Here is an 18,341-nt window from a genome sequence, read left to right as displayed (position 1 = left end):
CATGCGTATCGTATTAAGCGGCGGAGGCACGGGTGGTCATATCTATCCCGCAGTCGCTGTTGCTAGACAACTGGAATCAGAAGATAGTGAATCTACCTTCCTGTATATTGGTGGAACGCGTGGCTTAGAGAGCAAGCTTGTTCCCCAAGAGAATATCCCTTTCAAATCTATCGACATCACTGGCTTTCGGCGCAAGCTGTCCATGGACAACGTCAAGACGGTGATGCGTTTTTTAAAGGGCGTTAAGGCTTCCAAAGAAATGTTAAGAGAGTTTAAGCCTGATGTTGTAATTGGTACAGGCGGTTATGTATGTGGTCCAGTCGTTTACGCTGCATCCCGGCTGGGCATCCCAACCTTGATCCATGAGCAAAATGCTATCCCTGGTTTAACAAATCGTTTTCTAAGTCGTTACGCGAGTACAGTGGCCGTAAGCTTTGAAGGGACAGAATCTGCTTTTCCGGGGAGCAAGCACGTAATCTACACAGGTAATCCTCGGGCAACGACGGTTACTACGGCTAGTCCACAACGGGGGTTTGCTTCGCTGGGCATTCCGGATAACAGCACGGTTGTTTTGGTTGTTGGCGGCAGTCAAGGGGCTAAGGCTATTAATAAAGCCATGATTGAAATGGCCCCATTTGTGGGTAAGGGTAATGGTGTTCATTATGTTTACGTTACAGGTGAGCCTTATTTTGAGGATACCCGTGCTGAATTGCGTCAGAAGCTGGGTAGCACACCGAACTGGCTGCATGTCCTACCTTATGTTCACAATATGCCGGAGGTCTTGGCTTGTACCTCCTTAATCGTAAATCGGGCGGGGGCATCCTTTCTCGCTGAGATTACAGCGCTGGGTATTCCTTCTGTACTTATCCCTTCTCCTAATGTTACGAACAATCACCAAGAGGCGAATGCAAGACAGCTGGAACGCGAAGGGGCCGCTGTGGTGCTGCTTGAGAAGGATTTGAATGGTAAGGCGCTTTATGAAGCTGTGCAAGCAATCATTGGAACTGAAGCTGTACGCCAAAAAATGTCCGAGGCTTCCAAACGACTGGGCAAAAGGGATTCTGCTGCCATTGTCACTAACGAACTCCGAAGACTAGCCGGTAAACAGTCTTAAGCCATTAACCTTTGAGAGGTTTTTCCTTATTGGCAGCTCTCTGTCACACACTTGGAGGAACGAACATAGGATAATCCTATAATCGTGACAATCACCCAGGACACTTCCTAACCTGAAAGGTAGTGCAGGATAATCTTGTACATTTCATATGACCTTGTATCGGAAGTGTTTGTGGTGGGTGAGCGGTAATCTCGGAGGTGATACATTGGACAAATTGGTGATTGAGGGTGGAAGTCCCCTGTCAGGCACCATTCGTATCCATGGAGCAAAAAATGCGGCGCTGCCGATTCTAGCGGCAAGCCTGCTGGCCGAAGGAGTTCACTCACTGCATAATGTGCCGAAGCTGCTGGACATCGAGACTATGCTAGACATCTTGGATCGGCTGGGCTGCAGGTGCGTGCATCAAGAGGATACGGTGACGATAGATACGTCAGCCGTGGGGACATCTCATGTACCTGAGGATTTGATGCGGCAGATGAGATCTTCCATTTTTTTAATGGGACCGCTGTTATCCAGATTTGGTGAGGTAACGATCTATCAGCCTGGTGGCTGTGCGATCGGGGAGCGTAAAATCGATCTTCATTTGCAGGGTCTTAAAGCACTGGGGGCGGAGATCGAGGAAAGCAACGGACGAATATCCTGTCGGGGCTCAAAGCTTGTAGGGAGTGATATTCATCTCGACTATCCAAGTGTTGGAGCCACGGAGAATATTATGATGGCTGCCGCCAAGGCAGAGGGGACAACGACGATATCGGGAGCAGCAAGAGAGCCGGAAATACAGGATCTACAGCAATTTTTGAATAGTATGGGTGCTCAGATTATCGGTGCAGGCACGGATACCATTACGATCCAGGGTGTCAAAAACTTATATCCCTGTACGTACGAGGTAATCCCAGACCGGATAGTGGCTGGAACTGTAATGATTGCTGCGGCAGCTACACGTGGGAATGTGACCTTGACACATACGAACGCCGGGCATCTGACTTCGCTTATTCATGTGCTTAAGCGGGCTGGTGTTCAAATCACAGTATGCAATGATATAATTAATGTCAGCTGCATGGGGCGTCCGCGTGCGGTTGAGAGAATTGTAACCTCTCCTTATCCTTCTTTCCCGACGGATCTGCAATCTCAGGTCATGGTGCTGCTGTCGCTCGCCGATGGTTTCAGTGTGATCAAGGAGACGGTGTTTGAGGGACGGTTCAAACATGTGGAAGAAATGGCCCGGATGGGTGCTGACATTTCTATCGATTTGAATCGTGCGTTTATTCGCGGCGTTCAGAGATTGTATGGTGCTACTGTGGAAGCTACTGATTTGCGGGCGGGTGCAGCTCTGGTCATTGCCGGGCTTGCTGCACAAGGGACTACGGTCGTTGAGCAAGCGCATCACATTGACCGTGGTTATGATGGAATAGAGAAGCTGTTTCAGAAGCTTGGCGCGCGTATAAGCCGTAAGGTGCCTGTAACGGATCCACTTGATTTGGCCAATTAAAGCTCCCTGTCTCCTTCCAGATCTCTCAGAGAAGGAGACAGGGCCTTATTACGGAGAATATGAGAATGACTACAACCCGATTACCTCTTCTTAAAGAGGACAAGCCTAAGAAAAAAATGAGCCGTAAGATTACGGCGATCCTGCTGCTGCTGTTCACTGCGCTTCTTGCTGTGATTTTTTTTAGATCGTCTATTAGCCATATTACAGTGATAGATTTTCAAGGTAGTAAGTATTCTACTAGTGAAGAGCTACTCTCACAAAGTGGAATTAAAATAGGTGGGCAATTCTTTGCTGTATCAACGAAAGATGTGGAAGAATCTCTGCTGAAGCTTAAGACGATTAAAGACGTCAGCGTGCAGAAGGATTTCCCCGGGGTGATCACAGTGAAGATTGAGGAATTTCCAGCGGTAGCCTATGAACTGGAACAGGGAGGCCTCTTAAAGGCGATTCTGTCCAGTGGAGCTGCAGTGCCTGTTAATGAGACTGGAATTGCTGTTGAGAAACCTATATTAACGAACTGGGACCCGGAAGATCCGAATAAGGCTAAGCTTTGTCAAGCATTAGCAAGCATTCCTAATGAATTGACAAGTGATATCTCTGAGATTGTTCCCTCACCGACTTTGTCTTTTCCAGACCGGATCAAGCTCTATACTAGATCCCGTTTTGAGGTGATTACAGCCATCTCTTTGCTAAAGAGCAAGGTGTCCTATTTGAATCAGATTATAGAGACTGAACAGCCTGGACTCATTAAAATGCTAGAAGCCGATTCATATGTTCCTTTTCAGGTTGAAAGCGATGAAGAAGATGTTGCGCAAGAGTAGTGTGGAGGTAAATAGTCCCTACTAATAGAGTTAAAAAAATGCTACAATCGGAGTTACGGGCAAGAAGCTATATCCCTCTTTTTTCTTCGATTTTTTTGAGATATAGTACTATATTTGGTTGAGATGACCAATTAGGCCGATATTTCTTGTGATAATTGCTATTTTTACAATAACATATGAGTAACTATTCACATTTGGGGATGTTGGAATATTATTCCGTTCAAAAAATTTGTAGAAAAAAGAGGGAAAGGATTAGGTATGTTGAATATGTACAGAGAAGTTTCCCGGGACCGGGATAAGGTAATGCAATTAATTATGATTATAACAGGAGGTGCCATAGGACTTGAGCAACAATGACATCATTGTTAGTTTGGACATCGGTACATCCAAAGTTCGGGCAATAATTGGGGAAGTTACCAATGGAACCTTTAATATTATTGGCGTTGGATCTGCCGATTCGGAAGGAATACGTAAAGGCGCGATTGTAGATATCGACCAAACTGTGCAATCGATCAAAAGTGCTATAGATCATGCAGAGCAGATGGTGGGTATTCAAATATCAGAGGTTTATGTAGGCATTTCCGGTAATCATATTGGCCTGCAATCCAGCCACGGCGTTGTGGCCGTTCAGAATGAGGATCGTGAAATCGGCGATGATGATATCGATCGCGTAATTAAAGCTGCGGAAGTCATTGCTATGCCTCCGGAGCGTGAAGTGATTGATGTTGTTCCCAAACAATTTATCGTCGATGGTCTTGAAGGAATTCAAGACCCGCGCGGAATGATTGGTGTTCGTCTGGAAGTTGAGGCAACAATCATTACGGGTGCTAAGACGCCAATACATAATCTACTACGCTGTGTTGAGAAATCAGGGCTGAAGGTAAAGGATCTTGTGCTGATGTCTCTTGGAGCTGGTGGATTGGCGCTGTCCAAGGACGAGAAATCGATGGGATCTGTTCTGGTTGATATCGGTGCGGGCTCAACAACAATAGCCATATACGAAGAGGGTTCTCTTAGTGCAACCTCCACGATTCCGATCGGAGGAGAATTCGTAACCAATGATATTGCCTACGGACTTCGGACACTTACTGATCAAGCGGAGAAGGTAAAACTTAAATATGGTTGTGCTTGGATTGACGATGCAGCCTCAGACGTTGTCTTCAAGGTATTGCGCATTGGCAGTAACGTGGAGAAGGAATTTAACCAAGAGGATCTGGCGGCCATTATCGAGCCAAGGGTGCAAGAAATATTCCACCTGATTCGTCAAGAAGTTAAACGGCTTGGTTACAGTGAACTGCCTGGAGGTTATATACTAACAGGTGGTACTGTCTCGATGCCGGGTGTATTGAAGGCTGCTCAGACTGAGCTGGCTGCATCTGTACGCATCGCCGTGCCGGATTATATCGGTGTACGGGACCCTGGGTTTACCGGCGGTGTCGGTATTCTGCATAATGTTGTCCGTAGTTTCCGTGGAAGAAACAGTGGTGGAAGCAGCAACAAAAAGACGGTCAACCGGAGCAAGCAGAACGCCACTCCGAGTCAGGAAACTGTTCAGAAGCCCGGATTTGTGGAGCGTCTAAAAAATATGTTTAGCGAGTTTATATAAGTGTAAGTCCAGATATACTTGGACCGGCCATCCAAGCACATTGAGGGGGAGATGGAACAATATGTTAGAATTTGATTTTGAAATGGAGAGCTTGGCGCAAATAAAAGTCATCGGCGTGGGCGGCGGAGGTAGTAATGCTGTCAACCGGATGATTGAAAACGGCGTTCAGGGTGTAGAATTTATTACGGTTAATACAGACGCCCAAGCGTTGCATATGGCCAAATCGGAGCACAAGCTGCAGATTGGGGACAAGCTGACCCGCGGTTTGGGTGCAGGCGCCAACCCTGAAGTCGGTAAGAAAGCAGCGGAGGAATCCCGTGATCTGATTTCGAATACCCTTAAAGGTGCAGATATGGTATTTGTTACTGCAGGAATGGGTGGCGGTACAGGTACAGGTGCGGCGCCAGTTATAGCTGAAATTGCTAGAGAGTGTGGAGCCCTGACTGTGGGTGTAGTGACTCGCCCGTTCACATTTGAAGGAAGAAAACGTTATAACCAGGCAATGCTGGGAATCGAAGCTTTGAAAGAAAAAGTCGACACGCTAATCGTCATTCCAAATGACCGTTTGCTTGAAATTGTTGATAAGAAAACACCGATGTTGGAAGCTTTCCGTGAAGCAGATAATGTTCTCCGGCAGGCTGTTCAAGGTATCTCTGACCTAATTAAGGTTCCTGGTCTGATTAACCTTGACTTTGCGGATGTAAAGACGATCATGACAGAGCGCGGTTCAGCGCTTATGGGTATTGGTATTGCAAATGGTGAGAATCGTGCGTCTGAAGCAGCACGTAAAGCCATCATGAGCCCACTCTTGGAAACGTCTATTGAAGGCGCCCGCGGCGTAATCATGAACATTACGGGAGGATCTAACCTCTCTCTATACGAAGTCAATGAAGCGGCTGAGATTGTTACATCCGCCTCTGATCCTGAAGTGAATATGATCTTTGGTGCGATAATTGATGAAGGCCTGAAGGATGATATCAAAGTAACAGTAATTGCTACTGGCTTTGAACATAAACCATCGCCTGAAGCTCCAGGACGCCGTCCGGTCTCGACGAATAACGAGCCAGCGGCAGCACCGGATAAGAACGCTGCTAATCTGCGTCCGTTCGGGAATCAGAACACGTCAGATCAGTTAGATATTCCGACGTTCCTGCGTAACCGTAATCGTGGCAACAATGACTAATTAAATATTTTTATTAAGAGATATGAAGCACCGTATTCCCCAGCTAATAGAGCTAGGGCAATGCGGTGCTTTTTTTTATGTGAAATGCTGTTCAGTAGGAATAAAACCCTCCCGCGCTATAACTCGACAAAAAAACCTTAAGAATGCCCCCCAAGTTTAGACAGACTTTGAATGCGAGACTTTTTATACTAATCATATCGTCCAAAAAAACAGAGCCTGATCTATTTTGGCTACAGGATAGATTCCGCCATAGTAAGCAGGTGAATGCACTGGTTGTTTATATTGACTTGATATTCGCCGCCAATCTAGTGATCGACGGAATTCTTTTGTGGCTGACAGGCTGGATGGTCAAGCTGAGGATATCATGGTGGCGCTTAGTCCTCTCAGCTCTGGTTGGTGCGCTGTATGTGGTGATGATGTTTGTGCCGGAGTTGTCTTTCATGTATACCTTCCTCATTAAGTTTGGCTTGTCGGTGGTTATGCTATGGATTGCCTTTGGTTTTGGGAGTCTGCAAAGCTACCTTCGCACTATGGGAGCTTTTTATATTATCAATTTCGCAGCGGCTGGTGGGATTGTAGGTATTCACTATTTGCTGCAGAGCTCCGGTGATATTTGGAATGGTATTATGTTCACTGCTTCAGGAGGGCATGCTTACCGCCTAAAGATTGGCTTTTGGTTTGTAATTGCAGTATTTCCCCTGGTGTTAATCTGTTTCAAGGCAGTGCACTCCTCACGAATCAGAAGGGAGCAGCTTGAAACCTATATCGGTGAGGTGGTAGTAGAAATTGATGGAGTGACTGTTTCCTGTCCCGGCCTGCTAGACACAGGTAACCGGCTTTGTGATCCTTTGACCCGCATACCGGTGATGGTTATGGAATCTTCGCTTTGGGAGGGACATCTGCCTGAAACATGGAAAGGTAGACTCACTCAGGACGGAGCGGACAAACTTTTACTAGAAACGGACGGGCAGTCGTTTGCTTGGCAGGACAGGATGCGACTGGTGCCTTACAGGGGAGTTAACCGGGGGGCATCATTTATGCTCGCACTGAAGCCTGATCAGGTGACGATAAAGCTTGGTGAAGATATCTTTTATTGTAAAAGAGTCTTGATTGGGCTGGATGGTGGGACATTGTCGGGGGATGGAGCCTATCGGGCTGTAATACATCCTGATTTGACTCAAAAAGAGAGCGCTACTGTTGCAGCACTGCCTTCCTAATCTTTAAAGCTAGCTGAACCAAACTTCTGATGGCTGAAAGCGGGATTTGAAAGCTTCACACGCGAACCGTGCACTTCTTGGAGGAGGAACAAATAATGGTCAAATGGAAAATTGCTCTGCAGCTGCAATATTACCGCATGCTGTTTCTACTAGGGCTGAAGAGTCAGGAAATCTATTATATTGGCGGGAGTGAGGCACTTCCTCCACCGCTGACACGGGAAGAAGAAGAATATCTGCTTCAGCGGCTGTCTAGCGGCGATGCAGCTGTTCGTGCGATGTTGATTGAGCGCAATCTTCGCTTGGTAGTATATATCGCTCGTAAATTTGAGAATACCGGCATCAATATCGAGGATCTGGTTTCGATTGGCGCTATTGGCTTAATTAAGGCTGTGAATACTTTTGATCCTGAGAAAAAAATAAAACTGGCTACTTATGCATCCCGCTGCATAGAGAATGAAATCTTAATGTATCTGCGGCGGAACAGCAAGACACGGAGTGAGGTTTCTTTTGATGAGCCGCTTAATATTGATTGGGATGGCAATGAATTATTGCTTTCTGACGTATTAGGAACGGAAAATGATACCATCTATCGGAACATAGAAGAACAGGTTGATCGCAAGCTGCTGCAAAAGGCACTGGAAAAGCTGAGTGACCGGGAAAGACTTATTATGGAGCTGAGATTTGGCCTGCGCGGAGGCGAAGAAAAGACACAAAAAGATGTGGCTGATCTGCTTGGCATCTCCCAATCTTATATTTCGCGGCTGGAGAAAAGAATTATCAAGCGGCTGCGCAAGGAGTTTAACAAGATGGTGTAAGGTGAAATTAGCAAGGAATAAAATGGCGAGCCCGGGAGATAATGTACAGTAATGTTTCTCCTTGGGAGGTAAATCATCATGACCCGTAATAAAGTCGAGATTTGCGGTGTGGATACTGCTAAGCTGCCTGTTCTAACGAATGTGGAAATGCGGCAACTGTTCACTTCGCTGCAGCAGCAGGGCGAGCGATCCGCCAGAGAGAAATTGGTAAACGGTAATCTTAGACTTGTTCTAAGCGTTATCCAGAGGTTCAATAATAGGGGAGAATTTGTTGACGATTTGTTCCAGGTGGGTTGCATCGGTCTGATGAAAGCCATCGATAATTTCGATTTATCACAAAACGTTAAATTCTCCACATATGCAGTTCCGATGATTATCGGTGAGATTCGGCGTTACCTGCGTGATAACAACCCGATTCGGGTATCACGTTCTCTCAGAGATATCGCCTACAAGGCGCTCCAGGTACGTGATAGTCTGACCAATCAGAACTCACGGGAACCGACGATATTCGAAATATCAGAAGCGCTGGGTGTGCCGAAGGAAGATGTTGTTTTTGCTCTTGATGCCATTCAGGATCCAGTGTCCTTATTCGAGCCGATCTATCATGACGGCGGCGATCCTATTTATGTAATGGACCAGATTAGCGACGATAAGAATAAGGATGTGTCGTGGATCGAAGAAATTGCATTACGTGAAGCGATGCGTAAGTTAGGACAAAGGGAGAAACGAATTTTATCCATGCGGTTTTTCGAAGGGAAAACACAGATGGAGGTCGCAGATGAGATTGGCATTTCACAGGCACAGGTCTCACGTCTGGAGAAATCTGCGATTCAGCAAATGCAAAAACACGTGAAATCTTAGAGCAGTAGCCATGAGGAGATATTCCAGAATCCGGGTTAAGGATTTTGGGTTGTCTCCTCTTTTTAATGCATGTTGACAAGCTTCCGGATCATATATTGGACTATAGGTCGGATTGTACAGGGGTGGTGAGATGAACGAGGATTATCAAGGGTCTGCCAAAAAAATGAAAATCTCAGATTTTCAGACGAAGGATGTTATCAACATTGTAGATGGCAAGCGGCTGGGGCAGATTAGTGATCTGGAGCTTGATTTGCGCCGTGGTGTCATTGATGCCATCGTTATACCCGGATACACTCGGTTTATGGGATTGTTCGGAGGCGGGACAGATCTGATTATTCCATGGCGGAATATAGTTAAGATCGGGTCCGATGTAGTACTCGTGAAGATTGAAGAGTCGCGGATGTCTCCGGGACAGGAAGAGCGTGAAACGATGTATCTGGAACGGGGAGATCGCAGCGAACGGCGCACTTATTAATTAGGTGCGTTTTTTGTTTTTTTATTTAAGAATTTAGGCGATCAGGCTTAACCGTCACTTTGTACGGGTATTTACATGTGGTACACTAAGGCGGAGGTGAGGAAATGGAACCGTTTGTGCAGGGGAAAGAAATGCTTATGCTGCTCCATCTGGAGCCTTGGCGAGTGGAGCATAACGAAATTACAGCGGGGTTTACTGGTAGACAGGGAGGGGCTAGCAAGGCGCCCTATGACAGCCTGAATTGTGCGTTTCACGTTGGGGATGCTCCTGAAGATGTCCTGAGCAATCGGAGAGCGCTTGCCGAAGCTCTTGATTTCAAGCCGGAAGCATGGACCTGTGGAGAACAAACTCATGGGGCAGAGATAGCTGTAGTAAGGGAAGTAGACCGTGGGCGGGGACAACAGGACAGAGCATCGGCATTTCAAGCTACGGATGGTCTGCTGACGGATGTGCCTGGGGTTTTGTTGACTTCTTTTTATGCGGATTGTGTGCCCCTTTATTTTTATGATCCCGTGCGTAGAGTCGTCGGTCTTGCGCATGCAGGCTGGAAAGGAACGGTGGCTCAGATTGCCGCAGCTATGGTGAGTAAGCTGCAAACGGTATACGGCAGCCATCCACATGATATTGTGGCAGCGATCGGTCCATCCATTGGCGACTGCTGTTATGAGGTGGATGATTATGTGATGGAGCATGTTGGGCAGCTGGAGGGCAGCTTGAATGAGGGGATAGAAACTTTCGATGCTGTGGAGCTTTACAGAGCCTCAGAGACTGATCAGAGTAAATACTTGCTAAACTTGAAAGAAATGAATCGACGCATTATGATAAAAGCAGGAATATTGCCGACTCATATCGAATGTACAACATGGTGTACAAGCTGTAATCGTGATTTGTTTTTTTCTTATCGCAAAGAAAACGGTATTACAGGCAGAATGACGAGCTGGATCGGAATAAAGGAGAGTTGAAAGTTGTCTTTAACACTGCAGGAGAGAATTGCTGAGGTAGAGGAACGTGTAGCACGTGCCTGCGCGGCAAGCGGCCGGGATCGTAATGACGTCAAGGTAATTGCAGTGACGAAATATGTTTCTCTGGAAATGGTATCCTCCGTATTGGAGGCAGGCCTAGAGCATGTTGCTGAGAGTCGCTGGCAGGATGCTGAGCACAAATGGAAGGTTTTAGGGGACAAAGGGACATGGCATTTTATCGGGCATTTGCAAACCAATAAGGTTAAAGACGTTATTGGCAAATTTCAATATATACACTCTTTGGACCGGATGTCTCTGGCGCAAGAATTACACAAAAAGGCGCTTGCCGCTGATCAGGAAGTGAATGTGTTTCTTCAAGTGAATATCTCTGGCGAAGATACGAAGTTTGGTCAGTCACCTGAGGCAGTACCTGGATTTTTACGTGAAATCGCTAGTTTGGACCGCGTTAAGGTAATTGGACTTATGACGATGGCACCTTTAGAAGGTGATCCAGAGCTTACCCGTCCTGTATTTCGCGGACTTCGTGAGCTGCGCGATGAGCTTAATCAACTTGCTTTGACACCTGAGCCGATTACGGAGCTGTCCATGGGAATGTCGAATGATTTTGAAGTGGCGATACAGGAAGGAGCCACCTGGGTACGCCTGGGTACGGTGTTAGTAGGCCATTAGGAGGGATCGTGATGAGCGTTATGAACCGATTTATGAGTTTTTTGGGCTTGCAGGAGGAAGAGGAAGTTGTGGAGCGGGAGCAAATCCACGAAGAAGATGAGTATGAGCCGGCCCCTGTAGAAACCCGCAAAAATCAGAGGGGCAACGTTGTCAGTATCCATTCGCAAAAAAATGTCAAGGTTGTATTATATGAACCACGTTCATATGATGAGGCACAGGAGATTGCTGATCATCTCCGTTCGCATCGGACGGTAGTAATTAACCTGCAGCGTGTTCGCAATGATCAAGCAATGCGAATTATTGATTTTCTCAGCGGAACTGTTTATGCCCTTGGGGGAGGAATCTCTAAAATTGGGGGCAATATATTTATGTGCACTCCAGATACTGTTGAAATTCAAGGCTCCATTACAGAAATCCTAGGTGACGATCAAGACTATAACAGAATGAGGTGAATGGGCTTTGCTTCAAATTGATTACATTATCGATATTTTGTTTAACATTTATTTTTACATGATTATTTTCTATGTGCTAATGTCCTGGTTACCCAACGTTCGTGATAACTTCATTGGTGAACTGCTAAGCAAACTCGTAGAGCCGTATTTAACACCTTTCAGACGGTTTATTCCACCGCTCTTCGGTACACTTGATATCTCTCCAATTATTGCATTACTTGTCTTGGAATTTGCGGCAGGCGGACTTAAATCTATCCTGCATTTGATTTTTTAGGCAATTGTGATGAAGAACGAAGTTTACGGGCATTTTCATCCCGATGAACGTCAATTTGTGGACAAGGCCTTCGAATGGGTTACCAACGCTGGAGAATATCATGAGACTAAATTAACTGAATTTCTCGATCCCCGCCAAGGTTTTATTCTGCAAACTTTAGTTAACCGCCATCCTGATGTGATTGTTAAATGGGAAGGTGGACATGCTGAGGCAGAGCGGAAGCGAGCGCTTGTCGCTCCTGATTATCGTGACCTGGATCAGGAAGACATGGAGCTGAAGGTGCTTGCAATAACCTCAGGGGAGCAGAAGTTTCTGGCTCTGGAGCATGGGGACTACATGGGTTCTATTCTGGGGCTGGGCGTTAAACGAGGCAAAATCGGTGATATTCATGTTCTGGACGATGGTTGTCATGTTGTAGTCGCTGCTGATATTGCAGATTATTTAGCTATGAATTTAACTGGAGTGCACCGGATACAGGTAAGTACGGAAGTATTACCCCTTTCCGCCTTGCGTAATAGTGAGGTTAAGCTGGAATTGATGGATTTGACTGTAGCATCCCTGCGATTGGATGGCATTGCCGCAGATGTAACACGGCTTAGCCGAAGCAAAATTCTTGCTCCCATCAAGGCTGGACGTGTTCGAGTAAACTGGAAAGTGGAGGAAGACCCATCCTGTGGTCTTAAGGATGGTGACATGGTATCTATTCAAGGCTTTGGTCGCTTCAAGGTTCTAGAGGTCGGCAGTTTGACGAAAAAGGGCCGATACCGTGTTCAGATTGGTAAATTTGTGTGAATCCCTTGCAGGAATACGGCCTTACTTGTCGAAATTGATTATTTCGAGGGAATCAAACATTTTTTAAGCTGGACGCCGATACTTTTAAGAAGAGGCGGACCATGAATGGCAGGCGGAACACAGGAACACCTTCTGCCTTTACTTGAAGTACAGTCTTTCTTCTTTGTCTGCCGCTTAGTTGCGATTTAGAGATAAAGAAGGTCCGAAATTTCTAGGAGGTGCACAGCATGCCATTAACACCGCTCGATATACATAACAAGGAGTTTTCTCGGAGACTTCGCGGTTATGATGAGGACGAGGTCAACGAATTTCTGGATCAAGTGATCAAGGATTACGAAAGTGTCATCCGTGAGAACAAGGAACTGCAGAATCAGCTTTTGTCTATTCAAGAGCGTCTGGATCATTTTGTGAATATTGAAGAAAGTTTATCGAAGACGATCTTAGTCGCTCAGGAAGCGGCGGATGATGTGAAGAACAACTCCAAGAAGGAATCCCAGCTCATTATCAAGGAAGCGGAGAAAAACGCCGATCGGATTATTAACGAAGCGTTATCCAAATCCCGTAAGGTTGCTATTGAGACTGAAGAATTGCGCAAGCAAGCTTCGATCTATCGCACTCGTTTCCGGACATTAGTGGAAGCTCAGCTGGAGCTGTTATCACAGGATGACTGGAATGCCTTAGAGAGTCGTGAGGCGAGCGAGAATGTAGCTTTCAAGGATGATGTTCTTCATCGCATCTAAAGGTTTCAGACGATAATTGGCTAAATAGAGGGAGCTATTCCCTCTATTTTTATTTTCCGATAAAATAGACCATAATAAAGTGAACTCCATGCGCAAGTACGCTCATAATAGCTAGATTGGGCGAATGGTTGTTGACATTTAGATTCAAAAAGTCTATAAATAGAACATATCTGTATAATGTTTATATGTATTCGATGACGGGACAAGTACGACAAGGTAACGTTCTCCAGAGAGTCGGCGATTGCTGCGAGCCGATTGTTCGAACCCTGCCGGAAGATCTTCCCCTAGAAGTTAAGCTGAAGCGTTGATCGTGCGTAAGCCTAACCGTCTGCCGGACGTTACACCGGACCTGTGCACAAGATTTACGCGCAGGACTGAGATTGTGCTGAATACACTCCCCTTAAGGATGTGCTCATGCGCAGAATTAGGGTGGTATCGCGAGCGTCGTCTCGCCCCTTTGGGGGTGGGATGACGCTTATTTTGTTGTTCCGGGGCGGCCATCCCCCTAAATCCCCCTTTCTAAGGGGGACCCCAAGGGCTGCTGCCCTCTGGACACCCGCAAAGTAAAGCCTCGTGCAAACTAGGTACGTGGTGGAAACGAACGGATTCATGTGGCTGAAGGAGCGGCCCTTCTTAGGCTCCCCTGGCGGGTTCGCCTGCGGGGCCTTTACGGCAAGAGCGGTGCGCGACCAGCTGCGCAAGGTCGCGTATGGCGCCCCGGGCGATTGCTGCCCTGCGGGATCGCGGCTCGGGAGCCAGGGCAAGAGCGGTGAGCGACCAGCTGCGCAAGGTCGCGTATGGCGCCCCGAGCGATTGCTGCCCTGCGGGATCGCGGCTCGGGTGCCCGGGCAAGAGCGGTGAGCGACCAGCTGCGCAAGGTCGCGTATGGCGCCCCGAGCGATTGCTGCCCTGCGGGATCGCGGCTCGGGAGCCAGGGCAAGAGCGGTGAGCGACCAGCTGCGCAAGGTCGCGTATGGCGCCCCGAGCGATTGCTGCCCTGCGGGATCGCGGCTCGGGTGCCCGGGCAAGAGCGGTGGGCGACCAGCTGGGCAAGGATCGCCCAAAGATCGAAAAGAGCTTTATAGACTAATCCATGAAAGGATTGACCATCACATGCAAAAAGTAGATGTCAGAGAAAAGGCGCGGGCAAGAGATGTCCGCATATTAAAGAAATGGAGCGACGAAAATACGTTCCGCAAGTCCATGGAGAACCGTGAGGGACGTCCAAATTATGTATTCTATGAAGGTCCGCCTACAGCAAACGGTGCGCCGCATATCGGACACGTGCTGGGACGGGTAATCAAGGATTTCATCGGTCGTTACCAGACGATGAAAGGTTACCGCGTGGTACGTAAAGCGGGCTGGGATACACACGGTCTGCCAGTAGAACTAGGCGTACAAAAGAAGCTTGGCATCTCCGGCAAACAAGAGATCGAGGAATATGGCGTAGAAAAATTCATCCAGGAATGTAAAGACAGCGTCTTCGGTTATGAGAAGCAATGGCGTGAATTTACAGAAGCAATCGGATACTGGACGGATTTAGATAATCCTTACGTAACCTTGGATAACACCTATATCGAAAGTGTATGGAACATCTTGGCTACAGTGCATGAGAACGGGTTGCTTTACCGCGGACACCGTGTTAGCCCGTATTGCCCGAGCTGCCAGACTACACTAAGCTCACATGAAGTTGCTCAAGGCTACAAAACCGTTAAGGATCTCAGTGCGACCGCGAAGTTCAAGCTGGATGACAGCGGAGACTACGTATTGGCTTGGACGACAACACCTTGGACCTTGCCAGCCCATATGGCGCTAGCTATGAACCCGGACATGGATTATGTACGTGTGCAACAAGAAGATGGTGTGTACATCGTTGCTAAAAACTTGGTCGAAGAAGTAATGAAAGGTGAGCACACAGTCCTTTCTACACATAAAGGTTCCGAGTTTATCGGTAAAACTTACGCACCTCCATTCGGATATATTAAGGCAGAGAAAAGCAATGTTATCGTAGGCGCTTCTTTCGTTACAGATTCCAGTGGTACAGGGATCGTACACATGGCACCAGCACATGGTGAAGATGACTACAAGACTTGCCGTGAGAATGGCATCAGCTTCGTAAATGTGGTTGATAATTCCGGTAAGTATACAGATGTAGTCTCTGATTTTGCGGGACGTTTTGTTAAGGATTGCGATCTGGATATCATTAAGGTTTTGTCTGAAAAAGGATTGCTTTACGGTAAAGAGAAATACGAGCACAGCTATCCGTTCTGCTGGCGTTGTGATACACCACTTTTGTATTACGCAACAGACAGCTGGTTCATCAACACTACAGCGATCAAAGATCAGCTGATTGCTAACAACAACAGTGTGGCTTGGTACCCTGAGCATGTACGTGAAGGTCGTTTCGGGAAGTTCTTGGATGAACTGGTTGACTGGAATATCAGCCGTAACCGTTATTGGGGTACACCCCTCAATGTCTGGGTATGTCAAGAGACGGGCAAAGAGTTTGCACCACACAGCATTGAAGAGCTAAGAGCGATGGCGATTGGTGAGGTTCCTGAAGATATCGAACTGCATAAACCTTTCGTGGATAAGATCAAGCTGCGCAGTCCGTTTAGCGAAGGTGCAGAGATGGTTCGTACATCGGAAGTGATCGACGTATGGTTCGATAGTGGCTCGATGCCTTTTGCACAAAGCCATTATCCGTTTGAGAACGAGGATAAGCTGGATGATCAGTACCCGGCAGATATGATCTGTGAAGGGATCGACCAGACCCGTGGATGGTTCTACAGCTTGCTTGCAGTATCCACCTTGTTCAAGGGTAAAGCTCCATATAAAGCAGTTATTGCTCACGGTCATATCCTCGATGAGAATGGTCAAAAAATGTCTAAATCCAAAGGCAATGTTATTGATCCTTGGGAAATCATGAACGATTACGGCACGGATGCTTTCCGTTGGGCTATTTTGTCCGACAGTGCACCGTGGAATAATAAACGTTTCTCGCGTGGTCTTGTAGGTGAGACGAAATCTAAAGTAGTGGATACGCTGGTAAATACACATGCCTTCTTGACGCTGTATGCGGGCATTGATGGTTACGATCCAGCCGATCATCCTTTTAAAGTATCAAAACATAAGCTGGACCGCTGGATTCTGTCCCGTCTGAACAGCTTGATTCTTTTGGTGGATAAAGGGCTTGCGGTAAATGACTTCGTGAATACGTCTAGAGCTATTGAGAACTTTGTGGATGAGCTGAGTAACTGGTATATCCGTCGTTCCCGTGACCGTTTCTGGGGGAGTGGCCTAGGTGAAGATAAACTGGATGCTTACCGTACGTTGACTCATGTGCTTTTGGCGACAGCAACTTTGATGGCTCCATTTACGCCGATGTTGTCCGAAGATATCTTCACGAACCTTGGCGGCGGAGAAAGTGTGCATTTGGCAGACTACCCGGTTGCTGACGAGAACTTGATCGATAAAGAGCTGGAAGAGGATATGGAAAGTGCAAGACAGATCGTTGAGTTGGCGCGTAACGTACGTAACGAAACAGGCATTAAGAATCGTCAACCGCTGTCCGAGCTGATCGTTTCGATGAACCGTGACTTCCATTTGGCTGAGTATGAAGAGATCATCAAAGATGAGATCAACATCAAGAACATCGTGCTGGAGAACAGTGACAGCGGATTTGTTGATTTCACACTCAAGCTGAATCTTAAGGTAGCCGGTAAAAAATACGGTAAAAATGTAGGCTTCCTGCAAGGCTTCCTGAAAAGCCTCGACAGTGATTCTACCCGCAAAGCGGTACAGGACGGTAAAATTGCAATTGCGACACCTGAAGGTGAAGAGCTTGTAATCACTTCTGAAGAGCTGCTTGTTGAAAAACAAGCCAAAGCAGGTTTCGCCGCAGCTTCCGGATATGGAGTTACGGTTGCGCTCAATACCGAAATCACGCCTGAGCTTGAACAAGAAGGCTGGGTTCGTGAGATCATTCGTGCGGTTCAAGATTACCGTAAACGTCTGGATCTGCCGATCGAGAAACGGATCGCACTCACTTTGAAGTTAGATGATGAGCTAAAAGCAGCTGTTACAGCATTTGACAATGTATTGCGAGACAATGTTCTTGTGACTACGGTTGATTTTGATGGAGAACATGCTTTTGAGACGGTAGAAGTCGGTGATAAATCCATCGGTATCCATATCGAAGCATAATACTGCATTACCTGTCCCAAAACAGCATATACTAGCGGCATAAGTGTAAACGGAGATCTTCCGTTTATGCGGGAAATATAGTCTTTATATTTCGGCGCAAAACTAACGAGTCCCGAGCTTAAGGAGATGAATTCTCTTTGGCCGGGCTCGTTTACTTTGTAGCGAAGGAAAGACATATGAGAGGAGCCGTAGCTGTGGAGGGAAATAAGAGGAGAATCTCCATTAAGACATCCGGCAATAAGAATAACCCAGACAAGGAAAGGGAGAATAAGGCTTTTCCTGAAGTTAATCCAGAGTATCTAACAGCAGATCCGCGTAATCCCGAGGATATTCCGCTGGAAGAAAAAATGAATACGATGTACCGTTTGACCTTTGAGTGGGCTCATATTTTGGAAAAATCCCGAATTTATCAATATACGGATCTGCTATATTCACCTTGGCGGTTGATTTGGAGAAATATTTTATTTGGAGCAGCTCGGGGAGTTGGGATTGCACTGGGTTTTACTTTTTTTGCGGCAACGATTATTTATATCCTTCAGGGACTAGGGGCGCTCAATCTACCGATCATTGGTGATTATATTGCGGATATTGTGCGGATCGTACAGCGTCAGCTAGAATTCAAATAGTCATCGAAACGTTAAGAT

General features: G+C 46.8%; 17 protein-coding genes and 1 other annotated feature. All 17 genes read left to right on the top strand.

The genetic code is table 11. The features are described from left to right. The first annotated feature begins 1 nt into the window (after position 1). Positions 2 to 1,114 (top strand): undecaprenyldiphospho-muramoylpentapeptide beta-N-acetylglucosaminyltransferase, encoded by a 1,113-nt coding sequence (gene murG / locus MHI51_RS23335; RefSeq protein WP_076136524.1) that lies wholly within the window; start codon positions 2 to 4, stop codon positions 1,112 to 1,114. A gap of 205 nt (positions 1,115 to 1,319) precedes the next feature. Further along, complete coding sequence (gene murA, locus MHI51_RS23330) at positions 1,320 to 2,603, top strand: UDP-N-acetylglucosamine 1-carboxyvinyltransferase (RefSeq protein WP_036683642.1); 1,284 nt, start codon at positions 1,320 to 1,322, stop codon at positions 2,601 to 2,603. Between the two features lie 65 nt (positions 2,604 to 2,668). After that, a complete protein-coding gene (locus tag MHI51_RS23325; RefSeq protein WP_076276756.1) occupies positions 2,669 to 3,424 on the top strand; it encodes a cell division protein FtsQ/DivIB in 756 nt (251 codons plus the stop codon). Between the two features lie 343 nt (positions 3,425 to 3,767). Beyond that, positions 3,768 to 5,030 (top strand): cell division protein FtsA, encoded by a 1,263-nt coding sequence (gene ftsA / locus MHI51_RS23320; protein ID WP_076136520.1) that lies wholly within the window; start codon positions 3,768 to 3,770, stop codon positions 5,028 to 5,030. A gap of 61 nt (positions 5,031 to 5,091) precedes the next feature. Continuing rightward, complete coding sequence (ftsZ, locus tag MHI51_RS23315) at positions 5,092 to 6,213, top strand: cell division protein FtsZ (RefSeq protein ID WP_076129065.1); 1,122 nt, start codon at positions 5,092 to 5,094, stop codon at positions 6,211 to 6,213. 269 nt (positions 6,214 to 6,482) lie between these two features. Beyond that, on the top strand, positions 6,483 to 7,430 hold the full coding sequence (spoIIGA, locus tag MHI51_RS23310; RefSeq protein ID WP_076129086.1) for a sigma-E processing peptidase SpoIIGA: 948 nt from the start codon (positions 6,483 to 6,485) through the stop codon (positions 7,428 to 7,430). Positions 7,431 to 7,522: 92 nt separating this feature from the next. After that, positions 7,523 to 8,245 (top strand): RNA polymerase sporulation sigma factor SigE, encoded by a 723-nt coding sequence (gene sigE / locus MHI51_RS23305; RefSeq protein ID WP_036683937.1) that lies wholly within the window; start codon positions 7,523 to 7,525, stop codon positions 8,243 to 8,245. A gap of 78 nt (positions 8,246 to 8,323) precedes the next feature. Further along, complete coding sequence (sigG, locus tag MHI51_RS23300) at positions 8,324 to 9,106, top strand: RNA polymerase sporulation sigma factor SigG (protein WP_036683631.1); 783 nt, start codon at positions 8,324 to 8,326, stop codon at positions 9,104 to 9,106. A gap of 130 nt (positions 9,107 to 9,236) precedes the next feature. Continuing rightward, positions 9,237 to 9,581, top strand: a complete 345-nt coding sequence (locus MHI51_RS23295) for a YlmC/YmxH family sporulation protein (protein WP_036683628.1) — start codon at positions 9,237 to 9,239, stop codon at positions 9,579 to 9,581. Positions 9,582 to 9,685: 104 nt separating this feature from the next. Beyond that, positions 9,686 to 10,543: a peptidoglycan editing factor PgeF gene (gene pgeF, locus MHI51_RS23290; protein WP_076276757.1), complete on the top strand. Its 858-nt coding sequence runs from the start codon at positions 9,686 to 9,688 to the stop codon at positions 10,541 to 10,543. Positions 10,544 to 10,546: 3 nt separating this feature from the next. Then, positions 10,547 to 11,233: a YggS family pyridoxal phosphate-dependent enzyme gene (locus tag MHI51_RS23285; RefSeq protein WP_405173296.1), complete on the top strand. Its 687-nt coding sequence runs from the start codon at positions 10,547 to 10,549 to the stop codon at positions 11,231 to 11,233. 11 nt (positions 11,234 to 11,244) lie between these two features. Beyond that, a complete protein-coding gene (locus MHI51_RS23280; RefSeq protein ID WP_036683619.1) occupies positions 11,245 to 11,685 on the top strand; it encodes a cell division protein SepF in 441 nt (146 codons plus the stop codon). A 7-nt stretch (positions 11,686 to 11,692) separates the two neighbouring features. Next, entirely contained in the window at positions 11,693 to 11,959 is a 267-nt protein-coding gene (locus MHI51_RS23275) for a YggT family protein (RefSeq protein WP_036683616.1), read from the top strand. Positions 11,960 to 11,968: 9 nt separating this feature from the next. Next, positions 11,969 to 12,751: an RNA-binding protein gene (locus MHI51_RS23270; RefSeq protein ID WP_036683613.1), complete on the top strand. Its 783-nt coding sequence runs from the start codon at positions 11,969 to 11,971 to the stop codon at positions 12,749 to 12,751. A 227-nt stretch (positions 12,752 to 12,978) separates the two neighbouring features. Continuing rightward, positions 12,979 to 13,491, top strand: coding sequence for a DivIVA domain-containing protein (locus tag MHI51_RS23265; RefSeq protein WP_051491297.1), 513 nt, complete (start codon positions 12,979 to 12,981; stop codon positions 13,489 to 13,491). 185 nt (positions 13,492 to 13,676) lie between these two features. Further along, positions 13,677 to 13,951: a binding site (T-box leader), on the top strand. Positions 13,952 to 14,604: 653 nt separating this feature from the next. Further along, positions 14,605 to 17,697: an isoleucine--tRNA ligase gene (ileS, locus tag MHI51_RS23260; RefSeq protein WP_076185244.1), complete on the top strand. Its 3,093-nt coding sequence runs from the start codon at positions 14,605 to 14,607 to the stop codon at positions 17,695 to 17,697. Between the two features lie 335 nt (positions 17,698 to 18,032). Next, positions 18,033 to 18,323, top strand: coding sequence for a DUF5665 domain-containing protein (locus MHI51_RS23255; RefSeq protein ID WP_282579970.1), 291 nt, complete (start codon positions 18,033 to 18,035; stop codon positions 18,321 to 18,323). The last annotated feature ends 18 nt before the right edge of the window (positions 18,324 to 18,341 follow it).

It is taken from the genome of Paenibacillus sp. FSL H8-0260, from assembly GCF_045040625.1.
Lineage (GTDB): Bacteria > Bacillota > Bacilli > Paenibacillales > Paenibacillaceae > Paenibacillus_AQ > Paenibacillus_AQ odorifer.
This window is presented reverse-complemented; position numbering and strand designations above follow the sequence as displayed.